Origin of the sequence: Massiliimicrobium timonense, from assembly GCF_002160865.1 — a bacterium.
Lineage (GTDB): Bacteria > Bacillota_I > Bacilli_A > Erysipelotrichales > Coprobacillaceae > Allocoprobacillus.
This window is the reverse complement of sequence record NZ_NFLJ01000049.1, coordinates 1-16,465: the sequence shown is the minus strand read 5'-3', so window position 1 is coordinate 16,465 and position 16,465 is coordinate 1. Positions and strand designations below refer to the sequence as shown.

19 protein-coding genes are annotated in these 16,465 nt (G+C 43.4%); 13 read left to right on the top strand and 6 right to left on the bottom strand.

The genetic code is table 11. The features are described from left to right. Positions 1-141: 141 nt before the first annotated feature. From B5E75_RS12955 to B5E75_RS12940, 4 genes are all read right to left on the bottom strand, one after another. Complete coding sequence (locus B5E75_RS12955; protein WP_206413990.1) at positions 142-504, bottom strand: hypothetical protein; 363 nt, start codon at positions 502-504, stop codon at positions 142-144. A gap of 125 nt (positions 505-629) precedes the next feature. Further along, positions 630-1,502, bottom strand: coding sequence for an acyl-CoA thioester hydrolase/BAAT C-terminal domain-containing protein (locus tag B5E75_RS12950; protein ID WP_022789869.1), 873 nt, complete (start codon positions 1,500-1,502; stop codon positions 630-632). Continuing rightward, positions 1,490-2,200, bottom strand: coding sequence for an L-2-amino-thiazoline-4-carboxylic acid hydrolase (locus B5E75_RS12945; RefSeq protein WP_241146672.1), 711 nt, complete (start codon positions 2,198-2,200; stop codon positions 1,490-1,492). Before B5E75_RS12945 ends, B5E75_RS12950 begins: the two co-directional genes overlap by 13 nt. Further along, positions 2,175-2,831 (bottom strand): GNAT family N-acetyltransferase, encoded by a 657-nt coding sequence (locus tag B5E75_RS12940; protein WP_087359977.1) that lies wholly within the window; start codon positions 2,829-2,831, stop codon positions 2,175-2,177. Before B5E75_RS12940 ends, B5E75_RS12945 begins: the two co-directional genes overlap by 26 nt. A 303-nt stretch (positions 2,832-3,134) precedes the next feature. Between B5E75_RS12940 and B5E75_RS14650 the strand changes: the two genes are divergently transcribed. After that, positions 3,135-3,374: a hypothetical protein gene (locus B5E75_RS14650; RefSeq protein ID WP_162607699.1), complete on the top strand. Its 240-nt coding sequence runs from the start codon at positions 3,135-3,137 to the stop codon at positions 3,372-3,374. Positions 3,375-3,547: 173 nt separating this feature from the next. Here B5E75_RS14650 and B5E75_RS12930 read toward each other — a convergent pair whose 3' ends face one another. Together B5E75_RS12930 and B5E75_RS12925 are read right to left on the bottom strand one after the other, a co-directional pair. Next, positions 3,548-4,357: a class I SAM-dependent methyltransferase gene (locus B5E75_RS12930; protein WP_087359974.1), complete on the bottom strand. Its 810-nt coding sequence runs from the start codon at positions 4,355-4,357 to the stop codon at positions 3,548-3,550. A gap of 204 nt (positions 4,358-4,561) precedes the next feature. Beyond that, a complete protein-coding gene (locus B5E75_RS12925; protein WP_087359971.1) occupies positions 4,562-5,476 on the bottom strand; it encodes a helix-turn-helix domain-containing protein in 915 nt (304 codons plus the stop codon). A gap of 595 nt (positions 5,477-6,071) precedes the next feature. On the opposite strand from B5E75_RS12925, the gene B5E75_RS12920 reads away from it, so the two are divergent. From B5E75_RS12920 to B5E75_RS12860, 12 genes are all read left to right on the top strand, one after another. Next, the gene (locus B5E75_RS12920; protein ID WP_087359966.1) at positions 6,072-9,119 is read left to right on the top strand and encodes an SrtB-anchored collagen-binding adhesin; all 3,048 of its coding nucleotides are present in this window, start codon (positions 6,072-6,074) and stop codon (positions 9,117-9,119) included. Between the two features lie 232 nt (positions 9,120-9,351). Further along, positions 9,352-9,678, top strand: coding sequence for a YdcP family protein (locus B5E75_RS12915; protein WP_087359963.1), 327 nt, complete (start codon positions 9,352-9,354; stop codon positions 9,676-9,678). 16 nt (positions 9,679-9,694) lie between these two features. Next, positions 9,695-10,081, top strand: coding sequence for a YdcP family protein (locus tag B5E75_RS12910; protein WP_087359960.1), 387 nt, complete (start codon positions 9,695-9,697; stop codon positions 10,079-10,081). A 262-nt stretch (positions 10,082-10,343) separates the two neighbouring features. Further along, positions 10,344-11,723 (top strand): FtsK/SpoIIIE domain-containing protein, encoded by a 1,380-nt coding sequence (locus B5E75_RS12905; RefSeq protein WP_087359957.1) that lies wholly within the window; start codon positions 10,344-10,346, stop codon positions 11,721-11,723. Positions 11,724-11,730: 7 nt separating this feature from the next. Continuing rightward, entirely contained in the window at positions 11,731-12,135 is a 405-nt protein-coding gene (locus B5E75_RS12900; protein ID WP_087359954.1) for a hypothetical protein, read from the top strand. A 240-nt stretch (positions 12,136-12,375) separates the two neighbouring features. Next, positions 12,376-13,566 (top strand): MobT family relaxase, encoded by a 1,191-nt coding sequence (mobT, locus tag B5E75_RS12895; protein WP_087359983.1) that lies wholly within the window; start codon positions 12,376-12,378, stop codon positions 13,564-13,566. A 15-nt stretch (positions 13,567-13,581) separates the two neighbouring features. Continuing rightward, a complete protein-coding gene (locus B5E75_RS12890; RefSeq protein WP_021374764.1) occupies positions 13,582-13,722 on the top strand; it encodes a DUF3789 domain-containing protein in 141 nt (46 codons plus the stop codon). Next, positions 13,719-13,940 (top strand): hypothetical protein, encoded by a 222-nt coding sequence (locus B5E75_RS12885; protein ID WP_010817890.1) that lies wholly within the window; start codon positions 13,719-13,721, stop codon positions 13,938-13,940. The genes B5E75_RS12890 and B5E75_RS12885 overlap by 4 nt, the downstream gene beginning before the upstream one ends. 238 nt (positions 13,941-14,178) lie before the next feature. Then, positions 14,179-14,661 (top strand): MGMT family protein, encoded by a 483-nt coding sequence (locus tag B5E75_RS12880; protein ID WP_087359951.1) that lies wholly within the window; start codon positions 14,179-14,181, stop codon positions 14,659-14,661. Between the two features lie 306 nt (positions 14,662-14,967). Next, complete coding sequence (locus tag B5E75_RS12870; RefSeq protein ID WP_087359946.1) at positions 14,968-15,465, top strand: antirestriction protein ArdA; 498 nt, start codon at positions 14,968-14,970, stop codon at positions 15,463-15,465. A 17-nt stretch (positions 15,466-15,482) separates the two neighbouring features. Next, positions 15,483-15,986 carry an antirestriction protein ArdA gene (locus B5E75_RS12865; RefSeq protein WP_087162156.1) on the top strand — a complete coding sequence of 168 codons (504 nt, stop codon included), beginning with the start codon at positions 15,483-15,485 and terminating at the stop codon, positions 15,984-15,986. A 108-nt stretch (positions 15,987-16,094) separates the two neighbouring features. Continuing rightward, positions 16,095-16,379, top strand: a complete 285-nt coding sequence (locus tag B5E75_RS12860) for a conjugal transfer protein (RefSeq protein WP_162607698.1) — start codon at positions 16,095-16,097, stop codon at positions 16,377-16,379. The last annotated feature ends 86 nt before the right edge of the window (positions 16,380-16,465 follow it).

The following is a 16,465-nucleotide window of genomic DNA, read 5'->3' as shown; positions in this document are numbered from 1 at the left end:
TACTAAAATAGTCTTATCATTTAAAGTGATTATTTCTTATTCATTCACTTTGATAAGACTTTTTCTTTTATTTTGACTATTTTCTTTATTTTTCTTTTTATTTAATTTGGCATTCAACATTTTATATCATTTGATGGCGGATCAGAGGATTGCTGTAATCGCGCCCACTGCAAGACAGGCGGGGAGGCCAAGAAGCATACCAATACAGGACTGCTTGATATGAAAACGGTAGTCCTTATATTCTTCCATATCCTCTGTGCCTGGTATCCTGACTTTTTTCGAATGGCAAAACCAGATACAATCAAGTATCAGAGCGTCATACCAATCAATGATCAGCCAGATCAGGTAGGAATCCCGAAACCCTTTCCAGAATGTATCCGCTCCATTAAACTGTTTCAGGACAACAGCGAAGATGAACACAAAAGCAAGTAGGGCGATCCCCTTTCGGAGGATATCTGCCCTGGTATAGCGTTGTTCTCTTTTTTCGATCAATCCTAATTCCATACATTTCTCCCGTATGGCCGGGGGATAATCTCCCACTGAGGTAAGGGGATTTTTCAGCGTCAGTGACACAATCAGAACTGTGAATAATAAGATACCAATCAGACTTTCTATCATGACCGCCATATTCACTTTACCTCCGATATCCATTTTATCGTTTTATGGAAAGCGTCTTCACGGCTGCGCCTGCAATCTTCCGGATATTGTCTCTCAATTTTAAACATTTTCAGCTTAGATGGATTTAATGGAACAAGAATGTGGCTTGCTTTTTCATATTCCAAGACATCCACCCGGAAAGCAAACCGGTGTTTTTCCAGGCGGTTTACCATATATGCCACTGCCTCTTTGCTGGGCCACATGAGATCTTCCTTTGCGTAAATAAATAAAATGTTTCCCTGAATGTTCTCCACATGAATGGCTGTATCCTCATCAAAATGTTTCAGCGGTTCTTCGTAGATGTAGGATAACTCGAACTGCTGATGGAGGATGAGGTTCCGGATTGCCGGCCCATATTTCAGATGCGCTGTCATACACGGAAAATCTTTTCCCCTGTATGTGAATTCGGAGGCAGATGAAAAAGTTTTCGATGCCATGCTTTTATTCCCGTACATGCCTCCCCATATACAGTGGATCGGGGAGAGGGCAACAACGCCGCAGATATCCGGCATAAGAGAAGCGCAAAGCAATACCAGTTCAGCGCCTTTTGAAATGCCATACATGATAATCTTTTCATATCCTTTGTTTTTCAGCCACAGGATCGCTTTTTCAAATGGATCGACAGGCACCCGAACCAGTTCTTTCGGCAGCCCGTCTACGTTCCAGTAACAAATACCTAACGCGGCGATGCCGCACCTGGCAAACATAGCACCCACATTCATCGGGATATTTTCATTCCCTTCGCTGCCGCCTACTACGATGACGACCTTTTTGGGATCATGATCCTTAACAGGGACATGATAAAGTCCATAGAAGCCCTCCTGTGCAACCGTCACATATTCCACTTTCCTAACTCTCCCTGTTTTTGCAGCTTGGATTGCTGTCCGTATTTTCTTTCTTTATCCCATTTAGAGTCCTTTTTGCAAACATAGAAATCACACTTTTCTGCGCCCTCTGCAAGTGTACCTGTCCTGTATAACACGCCGCCCATGAGATCAGCAGAAATAAAATCCATGGCACACATATAGGGTATCAGTTCTTCCAAATGCTCCTGTTTTCCAAGCGCACACAGACCGCACCTGTGATAGTTGATGGTGTATTCGTCTGCATCCCTTCCGGGAATCGTCTCCGTCATCCAGTTGAATTCGCTGTCGGATATGGCATTTGCAATTCTGTCCTTCTTGACTTTCTTTTTTTGATATTCCATATCAAATGGATTTTTACTCCCGAAAGCTTTTTTAATGAGCGACGCCTGCATCGTGGCTGTCACCATTTCCCCGAACTGCTCATGGCTCATCGCCCCATCCATTGCCTTATAAACTGCCATCCAGACAATTCCGCCGGAAAGACAGATTCGCAGAGGATTTTTCGTAAAACCGCCTATGTCGGGTGTCCTCGCCAACATATCTTTAAAGTTTTTACGCGATTTCTTCTTCACCCTGAATGTATCCGTATTTTTGCAATTGGCTGCGATATATTTGAAAATAGCAGGTGTCATCGCTGACCACATCAGTTTTTCACAGATGGTGTTTTTCATATTCATGCTCCTCCTCCAAAACGTACTCATAAACGAGGGACTGATTGCCGGAGCCATCCTGAAAGGGCTTCTCTGCCACTTTCTTAAATCCACGTTTTTCATAAAACTCCCACGATGCAAGAGTGTTCGTAAAAAGCCGCACACGATCTGCTCCATCAGCTTTTGCCCGATTCAAAAATTGTGTGACCAATGCGGTTCCCAACCCCTTTCTGTAATTCCTTCTGGACGAAAGGGCAACGAGTTCCAGATCGCATTTCCCAACGGTTTCCTTATCCCTTTCCTGTAGCTGACGGAAAAAGGCATCAAACTGCTTCTGGAATGGTGCTGACATTTTATATCTTTTCAGATAGAACTTGAGGAACATTTTACACCAACGGCCATAGTGCTTTTTTGTCTCATACTGAGCTGCCAGAGCCTTGCTGAAACGCTTATCATATTTTCCACAGATGAATCCTACGACCTGATGATCCTCCGTTTCCGCAACATAGGTGAAATTGCATTTTTCAATCAGGATCTGTGCGTAGTCACGCAAAAGTATTTTATCGTTCTGATCCACAGAGCATGAAAAGAATCCTTCGTAGAAGCAATCCCCGCAGGCCGCAGCATCTTCTTCCTTATATGGACGAACAGTAAACATGGATGTACCCTCCTATGCGCAAATAGGTTAGTGATAACTAACTAATATTATATCAGGAGACATGCAGGATTGCAATTCATTTTTTACCTGTTAATCATTTGATAGTGACATGGCGGGTCATGAGAAACCTCCTTCCATTTTAGAGTAAAGGAAGAGCAGGAGACATAGTAAAAGATTTCCTGCTGAATGCGAATCGTATTCTGTTTTATATCATTTGATGGCGGATCAGAGGATTGCTGTAATCACTCCCACTGCAAGACAGGCGGGCAAGCCAAGAAGCATACCAATACAGGACTACTTAATATGAAAACAGTAATCCTTATATTCTTCCATATCCTCTGTGCCTGGTATCCTGACTTTTTTCGAATGGCAAAACCAGATGCTATCGAGTACAAGAGCATCATACCAATCAATGATCAGCCAGATCATGTAGGAATCCCGAACCCTTTTCCAGAATGTATCCGCTCCATTAAACTGTTTCAGGATAACAGCGAAGATGAACACAAAAGCAAGCAGGGCGATTCCTTTCTAGATGATATCTGACCTGGGAAACGTTGTTCTCTTTTTTCGATTAATCCTAATTCCATACATTTCTCCCTTATGGCCGGGGATAATCTCCCACTGAGGCAAGGGGATTTTTCAGCGTCGGCGACACAATCAGGATTGTGAATAATAAGATACCAATCAGACTTTCTATCATGACCACCATATTTACATTACCTCCACTCCAGATGGATCATTTTGAGCATTCCAAATCGATCTGAAATATCCATACTGATTTTTGTAATGATTTTTAATCCATCTCGTTTGATAAACTTGTAATACGGTTCATCCGCCAGTACTTTGACACCGCCACCCAAGGTGGTAACCAGATCTTCAGCCGAATTCACATAAAAAAACATTCGGGCATTTTCATGCCCCATCTGCTTCATATATTTCTTCTGCAACATTTTCATGCCGCTTTTATTTACCGTATCAAACACAAGCTCTATATTCCCGAAACCTTTCAGCATCTGCAAAAGGCCAAGAACTTTTTCCTCTTGAAAGTAATGGAACAAACCTCCTGCAGTAACCAGAAGAGGCGTATCAGGCATGTTCCTTCGGATCTGCCTGAGCCATCCGTCTGAAAAAGCATCCCCTGAAAGATAAGTTTCCTTCTCAGGTTCCGGGAGCAAACTACGCCGGTATTCGATTACATTCGGAAGGTCTACAGCATACCATTGGGTTTGTCCATTTTCATTGCGATCATACGTTGTCTCCAGTCCGCAGCCCAACTGTATAACAACACCATCCGGTTTACGTTTCAGGAAGTTCTGGATATGCCGATCCATATTAGCGGAACGGGATGCAGAAGCCAGAAGCGTGTATTGACTTTGATTTCCTGTTTCCAACAGTGCGGATGGCAGCTTTTCTTTTAATGAAAGTGCTTTTTTATCATATAAAATACCCGGAAACTTTTCGGTGGCGTAAATCCTTCCCACCATAGGAATAAACATTGTATCTTCTACTATACCAAATTCGGACATGGCTATCTATCCTCCTATATGCAAATGAGTTAGTAATATCTAACCATTATTATATCAAGAGGAACCGGGGATTGCAATTCGTTTTCAATTGCTACTCGTTTTCTTCCCATCCTTTCTGCCAGCTCACCGCATCATCAAAAGAGAAGGAGCCATTCAGCAATGTCATTAAGTTAAGGACTGAATGACATTGGACTTACATCTTCTTTACTTACGATGAATCAAATAATCAATACCTAATGAAATAAAAGCAGTGATTGGAAAAATAATCCATCCTGGATGCCACCAGTTCCATGTCAATCCCATCACACAATAAAGCATAGCTGCTAGAGGCATTGTGATTCCAAAAATACTACTTTGCTGCTTTTGAATTTGTTTATCTTTAACATACTCTTTATTATGAACAATGAATTTATACACACCATCTAAAATTCCATAATAAATAAAGAAGAATACAGCAATCGCAACACATAACATAAATTGAGCCGGTATCCATTGTGAGTTGGCAAAATGTGTTTCTGTTAATAACGCCACACATGCAAGTGAAACAATAATCAATAAAACACTACCAGCAATAGCTAAAGTCAAATGAGAGTGAAATTGTTGATATTGTTCCTGTAACTCTTGTAAATCACTAAAACTCATTTTTATTTCCTGATCTTCAATATTCTGATATGGATTTTTAGAAAGAGCAGCTACCATGATGACAAAAATACTTATACCAATAATGATTAAGAAGCCAAAACCACTCCATGTTTCATAAGGTGTATTTGAACATAAAATAGGAATGAGAAGTCCCAAAATCATGAATGATACAGATAATGCCATTTTTAATGCAAAACTTTTTTTGATTTGTATATAGTCGTCTATTTTTTGTTTTGACATTAAATAATAAGAAGTATCTGTTTTTTGAAAAGAATCATCATAATCTTCTTTTAATAAATAATCTAAACTCACTTGAAACAATTCGCTTATTAAAATCATCTTTTCCATCTCTGGATATCCATTTTGCGATTCCCATTTACTGACTGCCTGTCTTGATACATTTAATTGATAGGCTAAATCTTCCTGAGATAAACCTTTTTCTTTTCTTAATTGTTGTAACTTTTCTCCAAAACTCATATATCTCACCTCTTGTCTTAAGCATAGTCAAAATCAGCTCTATAAACCACCAACCTAGAGTTGTTTTTTGTCAACTAGAAGTTGCAAATAAGGGTTGCTACTTTATTTTAACATATTTTGACTCACAAAAATGTAAAGATTGCTTCAAACTCTTATAGATTAAAAAAATAAGTCTTCAAATTATCAAAGATGTATTCTTTTTATTATCATCTAACTGTCCTATTATAGTTAATAAATCTACCATAGATTCTTTTATTTGATACTTACCTACACCTAATGCATAGATATTACATATTTTTAATTTAAAAAAACAACTAAAAATCTGATTGTCCGCTAAAACACTGTACTTATCAGCACATTCAAGGATTGAAATACTTCAAATTACTACGATTTTACTACCATTGAATGAGCCTTGATACGTTAGAAATCCCAGATATGCAAAGATATGGTACAGCACATCAGTATTGAATAGATGAAAAATTGAATATCGCAAGTAGATTATGGAACGCCGATATTGACGTTCCTTTTCTATTTCCAGCCGTTCAGAAATGGACGGCTTTTTCTATATCCAAACGAAAGGAGAATTTTAAAAGCTATGAAAAAGATATTGAAGCGATTAGCTACAGGCTTCCTTGCCTTTGCGACTATCGTTACCGCTTTGCCGACAACGACAGTCCATGCTTCCGAGAAGCAGTATTGGACAGAAAGTGCAGAGCGTGTCGGTATCGTTGAAAAAGTAATGAATGACGGTTCTATCGGTTCGACATTCAACGAGGGACACATGACAGTTGAGGGCGAGGACGCTTTCTGCGTGGACATTAACACCAACTTCCGCAACGGCTACAAGACCAGAGCCGACGCAAGCACACGCATGAGCTACGACCAGATTTCAGATGTTGCCCTCTCAATCGAGTATGTCAATCAGTATGTGCAGAGCCACAGCGGATTGAGCAGTCAGCATATCTACCTTTTGAAACAGTGCGTCGTATGGCAGAGATTGAGCGTTCATCTTGGCTGGCAATGCGATAACGTCAGAGCTTCCTATGATGAAATCCCAAAAGCTATACAGGACGAGGTTTACGCTGGGGCGAAAGCCTTTGCCAGTGAGAACAAAGAACGCTATGAATGTGGCGGTTATATTTACTCTGGCGAGGGACAGGACATTGGACAGTTCTGGGCGAAACTTGCCGTAGGAAATGCCACCCTTAAAAAGACTTCCAGTAATGCCAGCATTACCGACGGGAACGGGCTTTACTCTATCGCTGGTGCGACATATGGCGTCTATTCTGATAAGGACTGTACGAAACAGCTTGCCACCCTTACGACTGATAACAGCGGAAATACTGATACCGTGGAAGTAAAGGCGGGCACAGTTTATATCAAAGAACTTTCTGCTCCTGCTGGCTATAAGGTGGACAGTACAGTCTATTCCTTAAATGTGGAAGCTGGCAAAACAGCGACCTTGAACGTATCAGATACGCCAAAGGTCACAGACACCTTGATTGAATTATTCAAGATTGATATGGAAACACAGAAAGACGCTCCACAGGGCGACGCTTCCTTAGAGGGTGCGGAGTTCACATGGAAATTCTATGCGGGACACTATACCACCGACAATCTCCCTAGCGAGCCTACCAAAACATGGGTGACAAAGACAATCGCTGAAAAGGACAGCGACGGCACTATCCACTACGTTTCCCGTCTTTCTGATGAATACAAGGTATCTGGGGACAGCTTCTATACACAGGACGGAAAGAACGTGCTTCCTTTAGGAACACTGACCGTTGAGGAAACGAAAGCTCCTGACGGCTATCTTCTTGACGGTGCATATATGCAGGCAAACGGTAGCGAGGAACAGATTAAGGGAATGTACCTTACACAGATTACCGAGGACGGCGACATTGCCGTACTGTCTGGAAGCAATCAGTATCATGTATCAGACAAGGTTATCCGTGGCGGTGTGAAAATCCAGAAAAGAGATTTAGAAACCAGCGATACCAAAGGTCAAGGAAGTGCGACCTTGAAAGACGCTGAATTTGAAATCATTTCCTTAAATGACAATGCCGTACTTGTCGAGGGAAAACTTTACAGCAAGAATGAAGTGGTAAAGACAATTCTTACCGACATTGAGGGCGTGGCTTCTACTTCTGCCGACCTGTTGCCTTACGGAAAATACCGTATCGAGGAAAGCAAAGCGCCAGAGGGCTATCTGACGGACGGTGCAGAACCGATTGAATTTGAAATCACAGAGGACGGAAAAATCGTTGACCTTACAGGTACAGACACATCAATCTACAATCAAGTGAAGCGTGGCGACCTAGAGGGTGTCAAGATTGGTGCTGGCACACACCAGCGTCTTGCGGGAGTTCCGTTTAGGATCACCAGCAAGACCACAGGTGAAAGCCACATTATCGTAACTGATGATAACGGGCAGTTCTCCACTTCTTCTGACTGGGCTTCCCACAAGAACAACACCAACGCAGGAAAGACCAGTGAGGACGGTATCTGGTTTGGAACGAGTGAGCCAGACGACAGCAAAGGTGCTTTGATTTACGATACCTATATCATTGAGGAATTACGCTGTGACAGCAACAAAGGCTTTGAGCTTATCCCGCCGTTTGAAATCGTAGTGTCCAGAAATAATGTGACCGTTGACTTAGGGACACTTACTGATGAATACGAGAAAGAAATCTCTATCCATACCACAGCCACAGGCAAGGACGGCGAGAAGTCTATCGTGGCTGGCAAAGAGGTAACAATCGTTGACACGGTTACGCTTGACGGGCTGGAAAAAGGCACAAAGTATCAGTTGAAAGGCTGGCAGATGTTGAAAGAGGAAAATGCCGAGCTTCTTATCGACGGTCAGCGTGTGGAAAGTGATTACACATTCACAGCCGACAGCGAGGAAATGAAAATTGAAATAGAATACACGTTCAACGCTTCTTCTCTGGGCGGTCAGAACCTTGTTACCTTTGAGGAACTTTACGACCTTTCCAATGAGGACGAGCCTGTAAAGGTGGCTGAACACAAGGACATTGACGACGAGGGACAGACGGTGCTTATCACAGAGCGTATCATCTCTATCCATACCACAGCGACCAGCGAGGACGGAAAGAAAGAGATTGAAGCTGGAAAAGACGTGACAATCATTGATACCGTTACTCTTGACGGTTTGGAAATCGGCACTAAGTATCAGCTAAAAGGCTGGCAGATGATTAAGGACGAAAACGCAGAGCTTATCATCAATGGTGAACGTGTTGAAAATGACTATACCTTTACTGCCGACAGCGAAAGCATGGAAGTACAGATTGCCTTTACATTCGACGCTTCCGAGCTTGGCGGGAAAGAGCTTGTGACCTTTGAGGAATTATACGATTTGAGCAATCCAGATGAACCGACAAAGGTTACAGAGCATAAGGACATTGAGGACGACGGGCAGACGGTGACAATTACAGAAGTACCAGAAACGCCGGAAGAACCAACAGAGCCAGAACAGCCGACCACACCAGATACACCAACAAAAACAAGCGACGCTCCAAAGACAGGCGATAATACAAACATTGCACTATTCTTAGGACTTCTTGTTCTCTCTGGTGCAGGCGTGGCAGGAACATACTTCACCAAGCGTCGTAAACGCTCATAGGATTATCTTCCTATGATGATGAAGAAATCACGCTCCCCGCCGATACATGGAAACGGCAGAGCTTCCCTTTATTCTGGCTTGTCCGCCACCCACCTGTAAGCACACGGACAGTCAAGGGTGCTTTTAAGCATTTACCTGCCCTTGACGGTCTGGGGGCTTGCGGGTATCACACCACCAGCCAGAATAAAAGCATGGACAATCAACAGATTTTATAGAAATGAGGTATGAACACATGAAATTGAAATATATCGTGCCTAACATGGCACAGACATTTGGAAATTTGGAGTTTGCAGGAGAAAATGACGTGGAGCAACAGCGTGTCAATGGTCGTTTTGTTCCCGTGACGAGAAGCTATAACCTTTATTCTGACATTCAGAGAGCCGACGACATTATCGTGGTGCTTCCCGCAAAGGCTGGGGAGAAGCGTTTCAAGTATGAGCAGAAAGTCAAGCTCGTCAATCCTAAGATTACCGCTGAGGGAAAGAATGTGCGAGGTCGTGGCTACACCAACTATATCTTAACGGCTGATGATATGCTTCCAGCCGAGGAAGGCAAGTAAAGGGGGATAACAGATTATGAGATTAGCGAATGGAATTGTGTTAGATAAGGAAAAGACGTTTGGAGTGCTGAAATTCTCCGCATTAAGACATGAAGTGCGTGTAGAGAATGAGGACGGGACGACAACCGAGGAAATCAAGCGTAGAACTTACGATTTGAAGTGCAGTCAGCAGGAACGCACGATACAGGTATCTATCCCAGCGGAAATCCCTGTCAAGGACTATCCGTACAATGCCGAGGTGGAGCTTGTCAATCCCGTTGCCGATACCGTGGCAAACGCCAACTACCGAGGGGCAGATGTGGAATGGTACATCAAGGCAGACGACATTGTGCTGAAAAATAAAGGCGGTCAGCCCGCAGGAAATCCACAGAGCCACGCTCCACAGGGACAGCAGAAAAAATAATTAGTGCGGAACACTAAAATACTATACTTGCAATTATGGATATGATATAATTTGCTCACAAAACTTAATCATAAGGAGGAAAGGCAATGGAGTTATTTTGGATAATTGTGGGCGGTGCTTTGCTTTGTGGTGGAGTAGGTACTATCTGGAATAAGAAAAATAAAAAATAACAAAGGTAAATCAAAATTAAACTATTTTAAGTGTTACAAAGCGGTTAGTCTTTACGATTGACCGCTTTTTCCATATCCAGAAAGGGGTGTTTATGAACCTATACAAATACAAAGGAAAGCGTATCAGAGCCAGCGACAAGAACCTTGTGTACCGCTTCTGTGCGGGTACGCTCCTGTTCCTGTTCATAGCGGTTCTCCTGCTACTGAACATGGGACAGCTCATGCGTACCGATTGGGAGCATTTCAGCCTGCTTGATAATGGCGTGACGCTTTCTACATACAACTTCATAACCATAGGGATAGCGACTGGTATTTGTGCATTGGTCGCTTTTCTTTATTACCGCTTCTTCCATGACAGCTTCAAGAAGCTATTACACCGTCAAAAGCTCTCCCGCATGATACTGGACAATAAGTGGTATGAAGCACAGACCGTACAGGACAGCGGTTTTTTTACTGACCTGCAGAGCAGATCAAGGGAAAAAATCGTCTGGTTTCCTAAAATCTATTATCAAATGGACACGGGACTGCTTCATATCCGCTGTGAAATCTCTTTGGGAAAGTATCAAGACCAGCTCCTTAGACTGGAAGATAAGCTGGAAAGCGGGCTTTACTGCGAGCTGACCGACAAGACGCTCCATGACGGCTATATCGAGTACACCCTGCTCTATGACATGATAGCGAACCGTATCACGATTGACGAGGTAAAAGCAGAAAACGGGGGCTTGCGTCTGATGAAGAACCTCACATGGGAATACGACGCACTCCCTCACGCCCTTATCTGTGGCGGGACTGGCGGTGGAAAGACCTATTTTTTGCTGACAATCATTGAAGCCCTCTTGCAGACCAACGCCCAGCTTTACATCTTAGACCCTAAAAACGCTGACCTTGCGGACTTGGGTACGGTCATGGATAACGTGTACCACACCAAAGAAGATATGATTGAATGTGTCAATGCGTTCTATGAGGGCATGGTACAGCGAAGCGAGGAAATGAAGCACCACCCAGACTACAAGACAGGCGAGAACTATGCCTATCTGGGCTTACCGCCCTGCTTCCTTATCTTTGACGAGTATGTGGCGTTCTTGGAAATGCTGGGGACAAAGGAAAGCATGAGCCTACTTAGCCAGCTAAAGAAAATCGTCATGCTTGGCAGACAGGCGGGCTATTTCCTCATTGTCGCCTGCCAGCGTCCCGACGCAAAGTATTTCAGCGACGGTATCAGAGATAATTTCAACTTCCGTGTGGGCTTGGGACGTATCAGCGAGCTTGGCTACGGTATGCTTTTCGGAAGCGACGTAAAGAAACAGTTCTTCCAGAAGCGTATCAAAGGACGTGGTTATTGTGACGTGGGTACGAGCGTCATATCGGAGTTTTACACTCCCCTTGTACCAAAGGGACATGATTTTTTACAGACTATCGGCTCTCTTGCACTGGCAAGGCAAGCCGTATCAGATGAACGAAAGGAGAATTGAAAAATATATGGGACTTTTAGAAATGGGTTACAGCGACCCTACCGCAGATTTGCACGTTGAGGGTGTCTGCGTAGACTTTGACCGCTTCCTTGCGGATTTGAAAAGTGTCGCTGGTACGACTGACGATAAATGTGAGGAATTTCCGACAGAAGCCTATCATGCACATATGGAAGATATTCTGACAGAAGCGGGACTTGGGAGATTGAAACTTCCGTTGCTCTTTTCCGTGGTGCTGGACGAATGGCTTTCCATTCATGGCTTCAACTACCGTTTTACGTTTCTTGTGGTGGATAAGGATTTTTTCAGACAGATATACCACGAATATGAGATTGACAAGGATATTGTCAGAAAATGCCTTTCTGCTGATACCGACGTTATCGTAGTTTATACGGGCGTAACAAGGGTTGACTGAACCACTGATGGCTGGAACGGTCAGCGAAGCGACCCAGACCGTGCAAGCCGTCCTGTGGAGCAGGGCTTGCCCTGCTCCACGAAAGAAGCCCCTCGGTATCTAACAGAGGGGCACAATTCCGCTGGAAACTACGGTCAAAAAGTCTGGAAATCCCGCTTGGTATAAGGATTTTCTGGAACTACTGACCGACTGTGACAATCGGCGGAAAATATCACACTTTCATGATTGGGGGTATGCAGGCTGAATGAAAGCACCTTTATAACCGCCTTGAAAGAGAAACGCCAGTCTTATGGCGTGTCCCAGACAAGGCTTGCAATCATGGCTGGTATCAGCCGTGAACACTTGAACCGTATCGAAGCGGGCAAGGTAACGCTCACGGACGATATGCAGGAAAAGCTCATGGACGCTGTTGAGAAATTCAATCCCGACGCTCCCATGTTCCTGCTGTTCGACTATGTGCGTATCCGTTTCCCCACGCTGGATATACAGCACGTTATCAAAGATATATTGAAGCTCAACATTGACTATATGCTCCATGAGGACTACGGACACTACAAATACACCGAGCATTACTATCTGGGTGATGTGTTCGTCTACACCTCACAGGACGAGGAAAAAGGCACGCTTCTGGAGCTGAAAGGAAAAGGCTGTCGCCAGTTTGAAAGCTATCTGCTGGCACAGGAGCGAAGCTGGTACGACTTTCTCATGGACGCTCTGGTTGAGGGCGGTGTGATGAAACGCCTTGACCTTGCCATTAACGACAGGGCGGGCATACTGGATATTCCAGATCTGACCGCCAAATGCAACCGTGAGGAATGTGTTTCCCTGTTTCGTTCTTTCAAGTCCTATGCTTCCGGCGAGCTGGTGAAGCACAACGAGCAGGACAAGGCGGGCATGGGACACACGCTGTATATTGGTTCTCTGAAATCAGAAGTCTACTTCTGCTGTTATGAAAAGAACTACGAACAGTACGCAAAGCTGGGAATACCGATTGAGGAAGCTCCGATAAAGAACCGCTTCGAGATACGACTGAAAGATGAAAGAGCTTATTATGCCGTCCGTGAACTGCTGACCCATTATGACGCAGAACAGACGGCATTTTCTATCATCAATCACTATATCCGCTTCGTGGACAGAGAGCCGGAGAAGCGAAAAACAGACTGGAAGCTAAATGACCGCTGGGCGTGGTTTATCGGGAAAGACCGCCCGCCTGTCAAGCTGACGACAGACCCAGAGCCTTACACATTGGAAAGGACGCTGGGCTGGATAAGCCGACAGGTCGCTCCTACGCTGAAAATGCTGAAAAAGATAGACGCTGGCAACAGTACAAGCTATCTGAAAGAGATTGAGGACAACGCAAAGCTGACAGAAAAGCACTTGCAGATAATCAAACAGCAGACAGCGGACACAGAGGAACTTATCACAGAATAAAGGAGAAATTTGATTATGGCAGAACTTGTCAAGGACTTAGTGCTGGTATCGCTGGGAATGGGTATCGGCGTTGTCCTTATGTGTATCGCACAGGTCAGCAAAATGGCTGACGAACAAATGGAAGAAATCAAAAAAGAAAGGATTGATAAAGAATGAATTTCGGACAGAACTTATACAACTGGTTTTTAAGCAACGCACAATCTTTAGTGCTTATGGCAATCGTGGTAATCGGTATCTACTTAGGATTTAAGAGAGAGTTTTCTAAGTTAATCGGCTTCCTTGTGATTGCCTTAATCGCTGTGGGGCTGGTATTCAATGCCGGCGGTGTCAAGGACGTGTTGTTAGAGCTGTTCAACCGTATCATTGGAGCGTAACAATCAATAGTTTGCGGACACGCAAACTTACCTGTCCCCCTATGGGAGTTCGGGCATAGGGGGAATGAAAGGGGGTGACGGAATGGTACACAGATAAAAGATAGTCATGCTATGAATTTCATTGAATGGCTGATTTTCAACTGATATAATGTGGATATAGAAATTGTTAATATTTTTCAAACAGTCTCATTGCATAGGTAAGATAAACAGATTATCCTTAAAGTAGGAGGTGGTAAAAATGGCAAATGAAGATAAAAAGGATTTTAATGCTATGTTGCATGATAATAAGGATATGCCAAAATTCCAAATTATTACAGACCAGAAAAGCATTGAAAAATATGGCGGAAGTAAAATGTACTTTGCTCCACCCATTGACTATGATAGAGTAATGAAAAAAATTCCGTATGGGAAAGTTATTACTGTTGGAAAAATACGAGAATACTTTGCAAAATTGAGTGGCGCAGATTTTACAGAACCGATTACAGCAGGGATTTTTGTTTCTATTGTAGCATGGGCAAGTTATCAGCGTTCAGAAGATGAAACACCTTATTGGAGAACATTAAAAGCAAACGGAGAACTAAATCCTAAATATCCAAATGGTATTGAAGCACAAAAAAAGAAGTTGGAAGATGAAGGACACATTATTATTCAAAAAGGGCGAAAAAATATACGATATTATGTAAAGGACTACGAAAAATATATTTTTGATTTGAGCATATAAATCCTATTACAATTTCATATCCCACACACAAAGCGGTTACTCCATTGGAGATCAACCGCTTTTTCTATACTAAAATTTAAGATTCGAGTGATTGATTGAACGATATTTTTATGGATATGCAGGCAAAAATCGGGTGTCCGTATCTCTCCGACCTGCCCTATTACAAGCGTGCGGTCTGGTTTGAGATGAAACGCCTTTGCCTGTCTGACTATCCTAAGAAACAGTTAGAAGATTTTTCACGCTATGTATTCGGTGTGCCTTACGCCGTCATACAGAAAGCGTTGACAAGAGAGGACGTGATGAAACATGGAAGAAATGCGTGTGCAGATTGAAGCAAGAGAACCGACAGACGGCGAGATACGGGCCTTTTGGTTCACCCTGCCTATCGACACGGAACAGGTGGAAGAACTGCTGGGGATTGATGTAGATACAGACTATTACTATATCACGGACAAGGAGCTTCCCTTTGCTGATGAAGTGCAGGAAGATACCACCATTGAAAAACTCGACGACCTGTACCATACCTATGAAAGCCTGCCCTCTGACTTGAAAGAGGACTATGGGGAACTGATGTGCTATTTCTCTGACCTTGACGAATTGCACAGATACAGAAACGACATCATTCATTACTCATGGTGTAAGAACATGACGGACGTTGCCCGCCACATACTGAACAACGACCCAGACTTTACTTCCCTTAGTGAGAGCTTCACCCGCTATTTTGATTTTGAAGCCTACGGGCAGTACCTTGACGACAACGGACGCTTTGTGGAAACCGACCACGGTATCTATGAACTTCCGTAGAAAAGAGGTGTGTGCCTGTGGTTGACGACATGAGGGTGTATATCGCTAATCTTGGCAAGTACAACGAGGGCGAACTTGTGGGAGATTGGTTCTCTTTCCCTATCGACGAGGAAGATGTTGCAGAGCGTATCGGGCTGAACAGCTATTATGAGGAATACGCTGTCCATGATACCGACAACTTCCCTATTGAAATCGGGGAGTATATCTCTATTCAAGAACTCAATGAGATGTACGAGATGATTTGCGAGCTTCCCGACTATATCACTGACGCTCTGGACGAGTTTGTTTCCCACTATGGAAGTCTGGAAGAAGTCTACGAACACAAGGACGACATTTATTTCTATCCAGACTGTGAGGACATGACCGACATTGCCTATTACTTCATTGACGAGTTACAAGTGCTGGGCGAGATACCGCTACCGTTGCAGAACTATATCGACTATGAAGCATACGGCAGGGACTTATCCATAGAGGGGACATTCATTGAAACAAGCCGAGGAATATGCGAGATACCATATTAGAGCTGGCAGATCAGCGACAGATTAAGTCGCTACTGTCAGCTTTTTCTATCAAGGACAGTCTGAAAAATGGCTGTTCTTTTCCATTACAACGAAAGGAGCTGAAACGAATTGAAGAAGATTAAGAGCTACACGGGTATCTGGAACGTGGAGAAAGTCTTGTATGCAATCAATGACTTTACTCTCCCGTTTCCCGTTACCTTTACCCAGATAACGTGGTTTGTCATCACGGAGTTTGCCGTCATTCTCTTAGGAGACTTACCGCCGTTATCGCTTATCGAGGGGGCGTTTTTGAAATATTTCGGTATTCCCGTTGCCCTCACATGGTTCATGAGCCAAAAGACCTTTGACGGCAAGAAGCCTTATAAATGTCAATATAATTTTGTACAAAAATGATCATTTATGATGTACAATTATGTTCCTGTTCAATATAACTAGGAATACTTCTTAATATTAGGATTCCTCTTCGTTTGGCTTCATAT